This window comes from Pirellulimonas nuda (genome assembly GCF_007750855.1).
GTDB lineage: Bacteria > Planctomycetota > Planctomycetia > Pirellulales > Lacipirellulaceae > Pirellulimonas > Pirellulimonas nuda.
Window position 1 is genome coordinate 3,683,371 of record NZ_CP036291.1, and the last position, 14,734, is coordinate 3,698,104.

Sequence of the window (14,734 nt, forward strand, 5' to 3'; positions counted from 1 at the left end):
TTCCTCGCCTCTCACCGTCGAAACCAGTTATGAACCAATCCACCCTGGTCCGGTCACGACGTCAATTCCTTCAGTCAACCGCGATACTCGGGGCTTCCACCGCACTGGCGTCCTATTCAAAGCCTCTCCGCGCGGCGGCGCCAAGTCGCAGATTGCCATCGAGCGAACGGGTGAACTTGGCCGCAGTTGGTATTGGGAATCGTGGTGCATCGGATCTCCAGTCGCTGGTCAAGACAGGGCTCTGCAACGTCGTTGCACTCTGTGACGTGGACCTCGACGGCGCCCATACGCAGGGCCAGCAAAAGGCCCATCCGGACGTAAAGCGTTTCACCGACTTCAGGAGAATGTTCGATCAGATGGCCGGTGAGATCGACGCCGTGTTGATTGCGACCGCGGACCATTCCCACTTCGCGATCGCCTCGCTCGCCATGTCGCTCGGGAAACATGTCTATGTCGAAAAGCCCCTTGCACACACATTCGGCCAATGCCAACGGCTGATCGACTTGGCTGAGCGAACCAAGGTGGTTACCCAAATGGGCAACCAGGGACATTCAGAAGGGAATTACTTTCAATTCAAGGCATGGACCGAAGCTGGCGTGATCAAGGACGTTACTCGCATCACCGCACATATGACCTTGAGGCGCCGCTGGCACGGTTGGGGGGAGGCGATTGCCGGATTTCCAACCGAGCCGCTTCCGCGAGGCCTGCACTGGGACACCTGGATCGCGACCGCGCCCGCGCACCCGTTCAGTCGAAAACTGCACCCTGCAGAGTGGCGGTCTTGGTTTGATTACGGGAGCGGGGCATTCGGCGACTGGGGGCCTCACATCCTCGACACGAGTCATCGTTTCCTAGAACTCGGCTTGCCGGATAAGATCACGGCGGTCAAACGGGAAGGTGCGAACCAGTTCGTGTACCCACAGGCGTCTACGATTCGCTTTGATTTTCCCCGGCGCGGCGACAGGCCGGCATGCAAAGTCACCTGGTACGACGGCACAAACAACAAGCCGGAGATCGAGTCCGAGTATATCGAGACGGTTACGGACAAGAAGACCGGAAAGACGGCCACCCGGCGCGCCGATGTCGCGCGTCCCGGAAAGGTGATTTACGGCAAGGACTTGACGTTCAAGGGTGGCAGCCACGGTGCGACTCTGTCCTTGCTTGGCAAGGCAGGTGAACCCGCAAGCGACCTGAGGCTGCCAGAATTCACGCGGGACCACTCCAACCACTATGAGAATTTCCTGTTGGCTTGTAAGGGTGAAGAGGAGTCGCGATCGCCGTTCAGCGTTAGCGGCCCGCTGACGCAGGTCTTCAATCTGGGCGTGATCGCACAACGGCTCGGGGGTGAACTCGTGTTTGATCGTGAACTGAGACGGATCACCAACAACGAAGTTGCCCAGGCATTACTCGACCCGCCGCCTCGCAAGGGCTGGGAGTCGCTCTAGAGCGACTTTGGACGGCGCGATTGTCGCCGCCCGACGCGTTATCGGACTGCGGCGCCCGTCGCTGCATCGGGCTCCCCTGTCGGCTCCAATTCGGTTACCGCGTCGACGCGCGTGCCGATTACAACCAACACGTCGGATCTCAAGGTCGAGCTGTTTGAGTTGAGAAGGCCACTACGATCGGGAGCGGGCGGTCCGCACGGCGACGCCCCGTCGCGCACTGCTGCGAACAAGCCTGGGTCGCCACGGCAGAGGACATTATCGTCACCAAACTCGACTGGTCCGTGGATCTCGTTCGCGAAAAGGGCATTGGCGACGCCATCATCCCGCTTACCACCGTGAGGCAGCCGCTCTCGGAGATCGCCGACCTAGCGATGAGCGCCATGCAGTACCGGCTCGCGCACCCGCAGTCGACTCCGGGGGCGTTTCTCGCGAAGCCGAAGCTGATGATAAGGAGGTCCTCCGAAGGATTGGTGCACGCCGATGTGCTCGACAACCGCGACGCCCCCAACGCGTAGGGCCCCGCGTAGCGTCGGTTCGCCCTGGTCCAGACGCACGGCGACTAGATGCATCGCCCCAGGCGCGGACCAAGGACGCCCGCCGGCGGACGGGGACGCCCGTCCGTCCGCCGAGACACTTCCCCGCTGGTCCTACGTGGGCGAGCGGACCACCACCGGCGCTCGACCGATCACGCAGTAGGGGCATGGTGTCGAAGAATGCGTGCGCCAACAACCGGACAAGCCTGCCGGGGCGGCCTCGATCGCGACGCATGAGACCCGATGGTCGCCGCGGCGCCGTGCGGGTCAGCGGTCCCCCCCGCGTCCCGGGGTGGGCGTCTCAGCGGTGCGGCGGGAGCTCGAGCCGCCGGTCCCGGCGGGCCTGGTCGCACCGCGCGAACAACGCTTGGCAGCCGGAGCGCTCGACGTGGGGGACGACCACGCACTTCGGGGAGCGGCGCATGCGGCCCGCCAGCTCCTCGGGGGTCAGGTCCGACGCCTGGGGCCAGTAGCGGTTGGCGTCCTCCAGGGTCGACGCCCCAAACACCACCACGTCAAGCTCGGCCCAGATGCAGGCCGACATGCACATCGGGCAGGGCTCGCACGTGCTGTAAAGGATGTGGCCGGCGAGCGAGAGCCGCCGGAGCTTGCGGGTCGCCAAGCGGACGGCGTTCATCTCGGCGTGGTCGGTCGGGTCGCAGCGCTCGATGACGGTGTCGTAGGCCTGGGCGACGAACTCACCGCTCTGGAGGTCGTAGATCGACGCCCCAAAGGGGGAGGGATAATCGGTGGCGAGCGAGGTCGACGTGAACTTCAGCAGCGCCGCCATCCGCTCGCGGTGCGTTGCGTCGTCGGGCGTGTTCATCGCGGTTGGTCCCCACGTGCGTGGATGGTTCGGTTGGACCGCCAGCAGAAGAGCGCATCCTACCCGAGCGGCCGCGGGCCGGCGACTGCTACGCCAGAACCAGAAGCGGGCCTAGGAGGCCGCGGCAGCGGCCTCAGGACCAATGGGCCGACCGGGGTTTGCGAGCCGGTCGTTGACCCACGCGATCGCCTCGGGCAGTTCGGCGATGGTGTCGATCAGCAGCTGCGCGCCGGCTTTGGCCAGGCGCCGACGCGCGGCCTCGAGCAGCGGCTCGCGCTGGGGGTCGCCCAGCCGCTGGTAGGCCTCGCGGCTCAAGCCGACCTCGTTGCCCGAGGCGACTACCCCGACGCTCCAAGCCCCGGCGTTGCGACCGGCCGCGACGCCGGCCGGCGTGTCGTCCACCTTCACCACGGCTTGCATCGGGTAGACCCCCAGCCGCTTGGCGTTCTCCATGCACAGCCAGGGCGCCGGGCGTCCCGGCCCGACGTCGTCGGCCGTCAGCATCACGTCGGGGGCGTACCCCTCGAACCTTGCGCGCTCGGCCACCGGCGCCAGCAGGCCGCGGGTGTAGCCGGTGCTGGAGCCGATCTTGATCCCCTGGGCCCGGCAGGCGTCGACCGCTTCCCGGCACCCCGGAATCAACCCAGAACACCCAACGATGCTCTCGGGCTGGCGGACGAGGAACCGCTCGTAGAGCCGGTCGATATCGGCCTCGTTCGCGTCGCGGCCGTGGGCCCGGCGCCAGCGCTGGGCGACCGCGGGTTGCCCGACCAGCGCCTGCAGGTGGTCGCGTTTGGCGCGCCCCATCGGCCGGCGGGCCTCCTGCTCGGTCACCGGCACGCCGGCCTGCTCCAGTGCCTCCAGGATCGCAAGGATCGGGGCGCGGCTGCCGAAGTCGACGGTCGTGCCGGCCCAGTCCAGCACGACGGCCTCCACGCGCCGCGGCGCGTCCGCCAGCGAGGGTTGGGGAACGATGATCATGGGCTTGCCTGCTTAGCGAGTGTGTGCGGCGGATGCGTACTGGGCCCACGACGCCGGGTCGCGCCGCTGGGCCATCTGCTCGGCCAGCCCGAACGACAGCGTCATGCCGCAGCCCCCCGTGGCGATGACAATCGCGACCCCTTCGGCCGGCTGATGGACGAACTGCACGTCGCCCGAAGGCTGCACCGCGTACACGCCGTGCCAGCGGGCGGCCAGCGACCAGTCGGGCAGGTCGATCAGGGCGTTGAGCTCTCGGAGCATCAGTCGGGTGATCTCTTCTTTGTCGAATGGGTCGATCGCGGCGCCGTACTCGTGCGAGTCTCCCAGCACCACCTCTCCCTGCCCGTTCTGCGCCGCCATGACGTGGATGCCGTAGCGGTCGAGCTCCGGCGTCTCGGCGGCGATCCGCTGGCGGAGCGCGGGCAGGCCGGGGCAGGCCTCGAAGGTCGGGTAGTGGCGGAGCGTCAACCCGCTCGCGATCATCGGGCCCATCCGCCAACCCGCGGGCTGGGGAGCGGTCCGCATCATCTGCAGCTTGCAGCGGCCCAGCCGGTGGGCGGCGAACACGTCGGGGTAGAGCGTCTGGAAGTCGGCGCCGCTGGCGACGGTCACCCGGTCGAACTCCCACCTGCGGCCGGTGGACGACCGCACCCGGGGGAGATCGACCTCAACGATGGTCGTCTCTGGTTCGAACACCACGCCGTGCCGCTCGGCGAGCCAGCGGGGGGCGACGGCCAGCGCCTCGCGTGGGTCGACCCCCATCTCGGTGTCGCTGAAGAGTCCGCCCCGCAGGCCCTCGGACCGCACGGCCGGGCAGAGCGCTCGCACCCGCTCTGCGCTGAGCAACCGGCACGCGTACCCCCACCGCGGCGCCAGTTCCGCAAACTCCGAGAGCACTCGCCATTCGTCGCGACGCGTGGCGACGTGCAGCGACCCCGACGGGCCGCTCCAAACGCCGGTCTCTCCAACGAACTCGCTCCACAAAGAACGGCTCAGCAGGGCGGTCTCCAGCCGCTGGGCCGGCTGCCCGATCGGCCAGATCATGCCGAAGTTGCGGACCGACGCCCCTTCGGCGCGGCCGCCGCGTTCGAACAGCGTTACGCTGGCGCCGCGGACCGCCTCACGCCAGGCGTGCGCGACCCCGACGATCCCCGCGCCGATCACTGCGACTCTTTCGCCCATCTGGGAGGTGCTCCGGTTTGACGGCTTGTGGGCCGGGTGCGGCGGTCGGCTAGGCCGGGGCGGGTGCGCCCAGCGCCGCACGGCGGACGTGTTCCAAGAAGTGCGTCAGCGGCGGGGTCTCGAGGCCGGCGACCTTCGCCAGGTCGTCCCAGCGCCGCACCGCCAGGCACGCGCGGCAGTGCGGCCCCGCGCGGAACGCGCTGCACTCGTCGGCGGACATCGGTCCCCCCTGCAGGGTGAGGCTAACCTTCGACGGCTCGCTCAGCGAGTCCCAGTAGCCCGGCTCGGCGGCGCACAGGTACCGTTTGGACGCCACGTGCATCCGCACCGGCTCGAGCACCGCCGGCGGGAAACGCGCGGCCAGCCACGCGGCGCCGAGGTACTCGTGGGCGTCGTCGACGCCGCGGTCGGGGGCGTCGTCCGGCAGGTCATGCAGCAGGTGCCCGATGTCGTGCAGCAGCGCCGCGGCGATCAGCTCGCTGGAGGCGCCCTGCCGCTCGGCCAGGTCGGCCGCCTGCAACGCGTGCTCGAGCTGCGTCACCCCTTCGCCGCCGTAGAGCGAGCCGCCCCGCGATTCGAACAGGGCGCCGATTTCTTCGTCGATGCACTTCGTCTTGCCGTCTACCATGCCTCGTCACCCGCTCGCTTGGTGGAACACACGCCGCGCGACCGCGCGGCCCCCGCGTCGATGGCGGCAAGCCTAGCAGCGCGCGGGCGGCCGGCAAGCGCAACGCGTTGCGCAAAACATTTGACGCACTGCGGTTCACACGATCTTAACCAAGCCCCGCTACACTGCCGCGGGCGCATAGGCTGGCGCCTCCGGAACCGCGCCGCGGCCAGGCCGGGAGGCGATAGACGACGAGTCGTACAACGCGGCCCCGAAGCAGTGCTGAACGAATGCCCGATCCGACGCGCGTCGCCCTGCTGATCGACACCGCGACCAGCTGGGGCGCCGGGCTGATCGAGGGGATCACCGACTACGGCCAGCAAGACCGCAACTGGGTGTTCTTCGTCGAGCCGCGCGGCAAGTACGACCGCATGACGCTCCCCGACGGCTGGGCCGGCCACGGCGTGATCGCGCGGATCACCCACCAGGAGCTGGCCGATCAGCTCATCGAGGCCCAGACCCCCGCGGTCAATGTCTCGTGGTACCCCTTCGGCGAGCAGCAGATCCCACGCTGCACCTGCGATGAAGTCGCCGCCGCGAAGATGGCGGCCGACTACTTCTTCCGCAAGGGCTTCCGTCAGTTTGCGTACTGCGGCTCGTCGCTCCGGCCCCTCTACCACGACCGCTTCGGCGACGCGTTTGTGGCGATGGTCCAGCAGGCGGGCTTTGCCTGCCCGCGGTACTCCCCGGGCGACCAGCCGGCCCGCGGGTGGGACCGGCAGCGCGACGCCCTGGCGGGCTGGCTCCGGTCGTTGCCGCGGCCCGTCGCGGTGCTCACGTTCGACGACCTGCAGGGCCGACAGGTCACCGAGGCCTGCGCCCAGGCCGGCATCTTGGTGCCCCAGGACGCGTCGGTGCTCGGCGGAGAGCACGACGCGTTGAGCAGCCGGATCTCGCGCCCGCCTCTCTCCGGCATCGATCACTCGCCGCAAGAGGTGGGCCGACAGGCGGCCGCCATGCTCGACCGCCTGATGCGGGGCCAGCCCCTCCCCGACCGGGCGCTGCTGGTCCCCCCACGGCGGATCGTGGTGCGGCAGTCGACCGACCGCGTGGCGGTGCCGGACGACCTGCTGGCCAGCGCGCTCCGCTACATCCGGGCCCACTTTCAGGAAGCGATCAAGATCGCCGACATCCTGCGCGAGGTGCCGCTGAGCCGGCGTTCGTTGGAAAAGGGCTTCCGCGAGCACCTGGGCCGCACGCCGCGCGACGAGATCCGCCGCGTGCGCGTCGAAGAGGCGGTGCGGCTGCTGTGCGATACGCCGATGCCGGTGACGAAGATCGCCGCGGCGTGCGGCTACGACCGGCCGGAGCTGCTGACCCGCGCCTTCCGACGCGAGCTGGGCCGCACCCCGTCGGACTTCCGTAAACGCAGCGGCGCAGGGGCCACCGCGTAGCGCTGCGGCCCCGGAAGCCTCTTCCTGCTGCGCGGCGCATTTGACGCTGTGCGCCGCGCGGCAGACGGTCGCACGCAAGTAACACAGTGCCTGCGCGCCTTCTTCACAATCGTCCCCTAACTTGATCACCAATCCGGCCCGGCGGCCGCCGCGTTGACGCCGGCGGCGTTCGGCGCCGCGCCGGGCCTGGGAACAACGGGCTTGAAACTCGCGGCGACTCGGCGTCGCCACGCAATCTGGATGAAACTCGAGGGGATCGATTGATGAAGCGACACCTGTGGACGTACAGCGCCGCGGCCGTGCTGATGGGCGCGTTGCAACCCCACGCCTTGGGCGTGGTGCTGTTTGAAGAGAACTTCGACGGCCTGCTGCCGACGCTCGGCGGCAGCGTCAACGAACGCGTTGGCACGGCGCTTGTTACGCGGGTCGCCTCGGACCCCGACTCCACGCCGCTCTCGGGCGTCTGGAGCGCCTCGGCCGCCGGCTGGACCGTGGACAACGGGCTGAACGAGTACGACGGCGTCCCGACGCTCACCCCCGGCGTGGCCGGTTTGGGGGTCGACGACTACGGGGTCGACGAGTGGCAGGGGTGGAGCTTCCCCCGCAAGGACTTCTGGGTCGCGGCGGCGGGAGACCAACGCCGATCGGAGTTCGGCGCCCTCTCGGGGGCCTCGGGGACTATCGCTGTGGTCGACCCCGACGAGTACTACGACTTGGGAGACCCCGACAACGCCGTGAACGGCGGCTACTACAGCAGCGCCCTGCGCAGCAGCACCTTCCCGGTGGTAGCGGGGGGCTTCTACGGCCTCGGCTTCGACTCGAGCTGGCGGGACGAGGCGTTCGACGACGCGACCCCCACGCTCACCGACCAGAACAACCAAGCGGTCGAGGTGATCGCCTCGTTTGACGTCGGGGGGAGCGTGCAGGTCGTGAAGTGGAACTCCGACTCCACCGCCGGCAACCCGTTCTTCAAGGACGACGCCCCGGACGAGCCGTTCCTCAGCGACGGCTCGAACTACTTCTTCGAGGCCCCCGCCGGGGCTTCGTCGGCGTCGCTTAGCTTCCGCATCGCCAACGCCGGCAACGACTGGTGGTGGGCGGTCGACAACATCCAGGTCGACGACCTCTCCGGCGGCGCCGGGACGGTCTTCGCCGAGGACTTTGAGTCCTCCGTGACCCTGGGCGACAGCGTGAACGAACGCCTTGGCGCCGGCGCCAAGGTCACCTCGGCGCCCGGCAGCGTCTCGACCGTGCTGGGGGTCGACTACCCGACGTCGTCCCGCCCGGAGTCGTTTACCCACACGCCGCCGGCTCAGTGGAACGTCGACAACGCCGGCACGCCCGGTGTGGGCGACGACAACCTTGGCGCCCTGGAGTGGGAGCAGTGGAGCTTCGTGACGCCGGAGTTCTTTCAGTTCGCCGGCGGCAGCGGCCGTGAAGAGTTTGCCAAGGGGACGGGCGTGTTCGCCGTGGCCGACGGCGACAACTGGGACGACCTCGCCAGCCCCGGCCAGAACGGCGACCTGTTGACCCTGCTCAAGACGCCCCTGATCAGCCTCGCGGGGCTGGCCGACGGAGAGCTCGTGAAGGTCGCCTTCGACTCCAGTTGGCGTCCTGAAGACGACCAGGTAGCGGTGCTCACCGCGCTCTTGGACGGCGCCGCCGTTGAGCTCCTCCGCTGGGAGAGCGGCTCGGCCTCGCCCTTCTTCCACGCCCGCAACACGAACGAGTCGGTGGCGATCTTCTTCGATCCCGCCGGCGCCTCGGAGCTTCAGTTGACCTTCGACTACGCCGGCAACAACGACTGGTGGTGGGCGATCGACAACGTCAGCGTCACGAGCTCCGCCACGGTCCCGGAGCCTTCGACCGCGATGCTGTTCGGGGCCGTGATCGCCGCCGGCGGGCTGCTGCGTCGCAAGCGCAAGTAGACCGCGCAGCCGATCGGCGACCCGGATGGCTCCCCGCTCGCCGAGCGAGCGGGGGGCCTGTTCGCCGGCGGGTCGGGCCCGGGGCGCGCACCCACTGGTTCACGGCCTTTCATACATCGCACTACCGTTCTTGTTCATCTCTGGGGAGTCTACGCAAGCATGGCTGTCTCACGCGACTTCATTCGGCGTCTCTGCTGCTCGCTCGCGGCGGCGTCGCTGGCCACGGGACCGGCCGGGGCGGCCGACCTGTTCTCGGAAAACTTCGACGGCCTGACGCTCAAGCCGGTCGTCACCTTCGAATCAGAGCTCCGCGACCGCGCCGCGTGGCAAGAAGTAGGCCCCAACGGCCCGGCCGGCTGGACCGAGGTCAACCTCACCACGGTCAACCCCGAGAGCCCGGGGAGCGGCGTGGCCGAGTTCGCGGGCTGGCGGTTTGTGGACAAGGCCTGGTGGGTCCTCACGGCGGGCGACCAGGGCCGCAACCAGTTTCTCAGCGGCAGCGGCGTCATTGCGGTGGCGGACCCCGACGAGTGGGACGACTTCGGCGACCCCGCGGGGAGCGAGGCCGACCTCGACCCCGCCAACGGCGTGTTCGATTCGACGCTGGTGACCCCTTCGATCTCGCTGTCGGGCATCGCGGCCAACCAAGCCAAGCTCTTCTTCCACTCCTCCTGGCAGCCCGAGGACCAGCAGACCGGCATGCTCACCGCGGTCTACAACCGGGGCGCCGGCAACGAGACCACGATCCCCCTGCTCCGCTTCTCATCCGTTGACAGCGATCCAGACTTTAAGCCCATCGCGCTGAACGAGAGCGTCACTCTCGACTTGCAGAACCCCGCCGGCGCCGCCAACGTCGAGATCCAGTTCCGCCTGCAGGGCAACAACGACTGGTGGTGGGCGGTCGACAACGTGAGCGTGTTCACCGGCGCCGCCCCCGGAGAGGACGGCGTGCTGCGGGCGATCGTCGACCGCGGCACCGGGGAGGTGAAGATCGTCAACCGCACCGGGAGCAGCGTCGACCTCCGCGGCTACTCCCTCCGCTCGCAGGCGGGGGTGTTTGACGAAGCGGGCGCGGCGTTCTTGTCCGCCGGTGACCCGGGTTGGCTGCAGGCCACCCAGCCCGGCGGAACGATCAACGACCTGAGCGAGGTGCACCTAGGCAGCGACCCCTTCGGCACGACCGCCGAGATCAACCTCGGCGACGTCTGGCAGGGCTTCTACCGCGAGCTTTCCGACGTGACCTTCGACTATCTCCTGGAGGGCAACGACAGCCCCATCCGCGGCATCGTCGAGTTTGTCGGCAACCCGGATCAGGCGTACCCGTTCCTGGACCTCGACTTCAGCGGCGCGGTCGACATCAACGACTGGGAGACCTTCAAGCTGGGCTTTGGCAGCGGCCTGACGGGGCTCACCGAGGCGGTCCGCTACGCCAAGGGCGACCTCGACAACGACGGGCTCCACACGCTGGGCGACTTCCTCGAGTTCCAGCGCACCTACGACTTCGTCAACGGCCAAGGGGCGCTGGCCGCCGCGATCGCCGGCGGTTCGACCAACGTTCCCGAACCGGCCTCTTGGGCGGCCCTGTTGGCGATCTGCTTCACGGCTGCGACGGTCCGCCTCCGCGGGCGCCCGGCGGCGATGGCCATTGTGGTCGGCGCCGCGCTCGTGGGGGTCTCCGCCACCGACGCCGACGCCCAGCTCGTCCTGCTGAGCGAAGACTTTGAGGGCATCCCCCTGGGCCCCAACGTAGAAGAAGCCGTGGCTGGGTCCGAGGTTTGGAGCGGGGTTGGGCCCGCCGGCTGGATCGTCGACGACTCGGGGATGCCCAACAACGACGACCCCGACCTCGACGGCGTCACCGAGTGGTCCGGTTGGGCGTTTGCAGACAAGGACTGGTGGGTCGAAGCGGCCGGCGATCAGGACCGCAGCCAGTTCACCCGAGGCCAAGGGACGGTGATGATCGCCGACCCCGACGAGTGGGAAGACGCCGCCACCGACCCCGGCACGACCGCCCCGTTCAATCTCTACGACGCCCGCACGCTCACCCCGGTGATCTCGATCCCCGCCGGCGTGCCCGCCGGTCGGATTAAGTTCGCCTTTGACTCGGCCTGGCGGCCGGAGGGGATGGACGACGGCGCGGTCAACAACACCAACAACCAGACCGCCGTGATCCGCGCCATCTACGACGCCGGCACGCCCAGCCAACGCGCCGTCGAGGTGCTGCGCTGGGACTCCGACGAAGAGAGCGACTTTTATAAGCAGGACGCCACCAACGAACGGGTCACTATCGACGACCTGCGGTTCGACGGCGCCGCCAGCACCCTGCAGCTCGAGTTCAACCTCAACAACGCCTGGAACGACTGGTTCTGGGCGCTCGACAACCTGCTGATCTCGGTGCCTACCGACCCCGCGACCCTGCGGATCAACACCGCCAACGGGCTCGCGTACTTGGTCGGCGACGACGTGATCAGCAGCGCGATCACCGGCATCAACATCACCAGCGACACCGGGCTGCTCCGCTCGATGGCGGGCGGTGGGCTGTCGGCCTCGGTCGCTGAGACCGCGGACGGCCCCGACGCCGACTCGATCCCAGGCAGCAGCAGCGGCGAGCGGTGGGAACGGCTCGCCTCGACCGACCGGCAGTTCGCCGAAGCGTTCTTGTTCGGCAGCTCCCAGTTCGACAACACCCGCAGCGAGCTGCTGGGGGGGCTGATCAACGCCGCGACGTTCGACCAAGCGGCGGCCGAAGCGGCCGGCGACATCAAGTTCTCTTACTCCCTGGCGTCGGGCGACATCGTGCAAGGGGTCGTCCAGTACTACTACGAAGCGATCGGCCTGCCGGGCGACTTCAACGGCGACGGCAGCGTTGACGCGGCCGACTACACGGTGTGGCGCGACGCGCTGGGAACCACCGCCAGCCTCGGCGGCAACGGCGACGAGACTGGCGGCAGCGCGAACCTGGTGGACGCCGCGGACTACGCCCTCTGGAAGCAGAGCTTCGGCGCCTCGCTGTCCGTCGGCCCCGCCGCGACCGCAGCGGCGGGCGTCCCCGAGCCCTCCTCGCTGCTGGTGTGCCTGCTGGCCGGGGCAGCGGGCGCCGCGTCGCTGGCCCGCCGCGGCGGACGGGGCCTGCTGCTGGGCCTTGCCGCGATGCTGGCCACGGCTGGGGGCGCCAGCGCGGCCTTGCCCCCTTCGCCTTTCCTGGACCGCGACTACCGCTTCGGCGACCTCGACAACGGCGGCACGGCCGGCCAGCCGGTGACGCAGACCGACGGCAGCGGGAACCTGGTGACCTACGACAGCGCGGGGCAGCTAGGCCAGAACCAACTGATCGACCTGATCGCCGTCAGCCCCACCAGCCGCAAGCCGACCTACGTCAGCACGGCGGACCGACCCGACGGCGCCGGCGGCATCGGCTTGCAGCTCAACCCGCTGACGTTCGACCGCCAGTACCTCCGCACCGGTTTCGGCGAGGCGCTCAACTTCCCGGAGCAGTCCCCCTCGTCCGCCGCGTCGCTCATCAACCAGGGGGGATCGCTCAACTACTTCCGCATCAACGACCGCGGGTTTGAGCTGTGGGCCAAGCCCACCGCCGTCGCCGGCGAGCAGCACATCGTCATGGACAGCCAGCAGCACGGCGTGCTGATCGACTCGAGCGGCCACTACGCGATGCGGTACGGCAGCCGGTTCGAGGTCGAGACCACCCAGCTCCCCGGCCCCGACGGCGAGCTGGGCACCGAGGACGACGTGCTGGACGTCTCCGACCCGATCGTGACCCCCGCCGACTACTCCACCGGCGTGCTGGCCACCGCGAACCAGTGGAGCCACCTGTCGGTGGTCCGCCCCTTCGGGCCCGGCCAGGGTTCGATCTTCTACGTCAACGGCGTCGCCGAGGCCGTGGCGTTCGGCGGCTACGCGGTGGAAACCATCGTCAACATCGGCGAAGGCGAGGTCTTCACCAACATCGACGCGCTCGACGTGAGCCCGTTGACCGTCGGCCGCGCGACCAGCCCAACGTCGCTCGAACTGCCGTTGGCCGAGAGCTTCTTCTTTCGGGGGGTCGTGGACGACCTCAAGATGTTCGTCATCGGCCTGAACGACAACGACAACCTGGTCGGCGGAGGGGTGAACGTGCTCAACGACTACGGCGAGTACATCTTCCAACGCGACAACGGCTACGCCCAGGCCTTCGCGCCCGCCATCGACGGCGACCTGAACGGCGACATGAGCGTCACCCTGGCCGACGCGAGCCTATTCGCCTCCAACTGGCTGTCCGAGAAGCGTTTGTCGGCGATCAACCCGGCCACCGAGCTGGAGCAGAGCCGCCTGGTGGGCGACCTGAGCACGCGGGTGCTGGGCGACTTCAACTACGACGGCATCGTCAACCTGGGCGACTGGGCGATCCTCAACAACGCCAGCCCCGCGGCCGGGGCGGCGGCGTTGAGGCTGATCGCGGGTCATTCGGTCCCCGAACCCGCCTCGCTGCTGACGGCGCTATCGGTCGGGGCCTTCGCGTTGCTCGCGCGCCGCGCCCGTCGCGGCGGCGAGTGACCTAGCCCGCGGCCGCCTGCTTACCCGGCCGCTAAGGGCCGGCGCCATCCCCCGGGCCCGCCAGGCCCAACCACCGCCTCCCGTCAAGAAACAAAGGAGTAACCGCATGGATCGCCAAACCCGCCGTGTCCGTGACCCCCGTGCAGCGTTCACGCTCGTAGAGCTGCTGGTGGTGATTGCTATCATCGGCATCCTCGTCGCCCTGCTGCTGCCGGCGGTGCAGGCGGCTCGGGAGGCGGCCCGCCGGTCGCAGTGCTCAAACAATCTCAAGCAGATCGGCCTGGCGGTGATGAATTACGAGTCGTCCAGGAGCAGGCTCCCGCCGGGCGCCTACCTGGGCGAAGGGAGCTCGTGGTCGGCGTTCATCCTCCCCTACCTAGAAGAGGGTGCGTCGTTCGACGGCCTCTCGATCGGCGAAGACGACCAGGGCAACTTCCAGTGGGGCTCGCCCGGGGGCGCCGAGTACGCCTCGGTCGCCGCGCTCGGCGACAAGTACCGCAACGTGCAGCTTGTCGAGACCGTTTTCTCGGTTTATCGCTGCCCGTCGATGGCTCTGCCTGAACACCTCTACGACCTCTCGGCCGACAGCTACCTCGTGATGCGGCGCGTGCCGGCATCGTACCTGGGCATCGCCAGCGGCTTGGCCCAGAATCAGTTCCCCAGCTTCTGGCTGCGGGTCAAGAAGAAGCCGAGCGCCCAGCCCCTGTGGGAGGGCGCCGACGGCGTGCTGGTTGGGGTCCACCACCAGCAGGACACCCGCACCGGTCGGATCGCCCTGCGGAAGATCACCGACGGCACGAGCAAGACCGGCATGATCGGCGAGGCGGTCAGCGACGTCGAGACGATCGGTTCGCTCGGGCGGACCCCCGAGGACAAACGCGGCGACCGCAAGGACCACTGGCACGGCGGCAGCGACGACATCGACACCTCGATCGGCAGCGACAGCTACAGCGACATGTCGGAGTTCCTCGGCTCAACCGGCGTGGGCGTCAACCTGCAGGGCACGCCACAGGAGAACCAGCAGGTGTGCCGGTCGGCCGACTCGGTCACCTGCCAGGCGCTGCAGCTCTCGCTCGGCAGCGAGCACGCCGGCATCGTGCAGGTGCTGTACGTCGACGGGCACGTTGAAGCGATCGACGAGAACATCGACGCGGCGCCGTGGAGCGACCTGGGGACCCGCGCGGGTCAATCGTTCAACAACGGCGGCGCCGACCGTCGCTAAACGGC

The 14,734-nt window shown here is 68.7% G+C and carries 10 protein-coding genes; 6 read left to right on the top strand and 4 right to left on the bottom strand.

Annotated elements, in window-relative coordinates:
- Positions 1 to 29: 29 nt before the first annotated feature.
- Entirely contained in the window at positions 30 to 1,445 is a 1,416-nt protein-coding gene (locus Pla175_RS14355) for a Gfo/Idh/MocA family oxidoreductase (RefSeq protein ID WP_145286232.1), read from the top strand.
- 281 nt (positions 1,446 to 1,726) lie between these two features.
- A complete protein-coding gene (locus Pla175_RS14360; RefSeq protein ID WP_145286236.1) occupies positions 1,727 to 1,960 on the top strand; it encodes a substrate-binding domain-containing protein in 234 nt (77 codons plus the stop codon).
- A gap of 319 nt (positions 1,961 to 2,279) precedes the next feature.
- On the opposite strand, the gene Pla175_RS14365 is transcribed toward Pla175_RS14360, so the two are convergent.
- The 4 genes from Pla175_RS14365 to Pla175_RS14380 form a co-directional block, all read right to left on the bottom strand.
- Entirely contained in the window at positions 2,280 to 2,804 is a 525-nt protein-coding gene (locus Pla175_RS14365; RefSeq protein WP_145286240.1) for a nucleoside deaminase, read from the bottom strand.
- Between the two features lie 111 nt (positions 2,805 to 2,915).
- Entirely contained in the window at positions 2,916 to 3,785 is an 870-nt protein-coding gene (gene phnX / locus Pla175_RS14370) for a phosphonoacetaldehyde hydrolase (protein ID WP_145286244.1), read from the bottom strand.
- Between the two features lie 12 nt (positions 3,786 to 3,797).
- Complete coding sequence (locus tag Pla175_RS14375) at positions 3,798 to 4,967, bottom strand: TIGR03364 family FAD-dependent oxidoreductase (protein WP_145286248.1); 1,170 nt, start codon at positions 4,965 to 4,967, stop codon at positions 3,798 to 3,800.
- A gap of 49 nt (positions 4,968 to 5,016) precedes the next feature.
- Complete coding sequence (locus tag Pla175_RS14380; RefSeq protein ID WP_145286252.1) at positions 5,017 to 5,595, bottom strand: phosphonate degradation HD-domain oxygenase; 579 nt, start codon at positions 5,593 to 5,595, stop codon at positions 5,017 to 5,019.
- 269 nt (positions 5,596 to 5,864) lie between these two features.
- Here Pla175_RS14380 and Pla175_RS14385 point away from each other — a divergent pair, with 269 nt between their 5' ends.
- From Pla175_RS14385 to Pla175_RS14400, 4 genes are all read left to right on the top strand, one after another.
- Positions 5,865 to 7,028 carry an AraC family transcriptional regulator gene (locus Pla175_RS14385; RefSeq protein WP_145286256.1) on the top strand — a complete coding sequence of 388 codons (1,164 nt, stop codon included), beginning with the start codon at positions 5,865 to 5,867 and terminating at the stop codon, positions 7,026 to 7,028.
- A gap of 263 nt (positions 7,029 to 7,291) precedes the next feature.
- Positions 7,292 to 8,956, top strand: coding sequence for a PEP-CTERM sorting domain-containing protein (locus Pla175_RS14390; RefSeq protein ID WP_145286261.1), 1,665 nt, complete (start codon positions 7,292 to 7,294; stop codon positions 8,954 to 8,956).
- Positions 8,957 to 9,115: 159 nt separating this feature from the next.
- Entirely contained in the window at positions 9,116 to 13,507 is a 4,392-nt protein-coding gene (locus Pla175_RS14395; protein ID WP_145286264.1) for a hypothetical protein, read from the top strand.
- Positions 13,508 to 13,613: 106 nt separating this feature from the next.
- A complete protein-coding gene (locus tag Pla175_RS14400; RefSeq protein WP_145292104.1) occupies positions 13,614 to 14,729 on the top strand; it encodes a DUF1559 domain-containing protein in 1,116 nt (371 codons plus the stop codon).
- The last annotated feature ends 5 nt before the right edge of the window (positions 14,730 to 14,734 follow it).

What these genes read in the sequence shown, in the direction of transcription:
- Pla175_RS14400 (WP_145292104.1), top strand. Translation starts at nt 13,614, where the DNA reads ATGGATCGCCAAACCCGCCGTGTCCGTGACCCCCGTGCAGCGTTCACG.
- phnX (WP_145286244.1), bottom strand. Translation starts at nt 3,785, where the DNA reads ATGATCATCGTTCCCCAACCCTCGCTGGCGGACGCGCCGCGGCGCGTG.
- Pla175_RS14390 (WP_145286261.1), top strand. Translation starts at nt 7,292, where the DNA reads ATGAAGCGACACCTGTGGACGTACAGCGCCGCGGCCGTGCTGATGGGC.
- Pla175_RS14380 (WP_145286252.1), bottom strand. Translation starts at nt 5,595, where the DNA reads ATGGTAGACGGCAAGACGAAGTGCATCGACGAAGAAATCGGCGCCCTG.
- Pla175_RS14395 (WP_145286264.1), top strand. Translation starts at nt 9,116, where the DNA reads ATGGCTGTCTCACGCGACTTCATTCGGCGTCTCTGCTGCTCGCTCGCG.
- Pla175_RS14375 (WP_145286248.1), bottom strand. Translation starts at nt 4,967, where the DNA reads ATGGGCGAAAGAGTCGCAGTGATCGGCGCGGGGATCGTCGGGGTCGCG.
- Pla175_RS14365 (WP_145286240.1), bottom strand. Translation starts at nt 2,804, where the DNA reads ATGAACACGCCCGACGACGCAACGCACCGCGAGCGGATGGCGGCGCTG.
- Pla175_RS14355 (WP_145286232.1), top strand. Translation starts at nt 30, where the DNA reads ATGAACCAATCCACCCTGGTCCGGTCACGACGTCAATTCCTTCAGTCA.
- Pla175_RS14385 (WP_145286256.1), top strand. Translation starts at nt 5,865, where the DNA reads ATGCCCGATCCGACGCGCGTCGCCCTGCTGATCGACACCGCGACCAGC.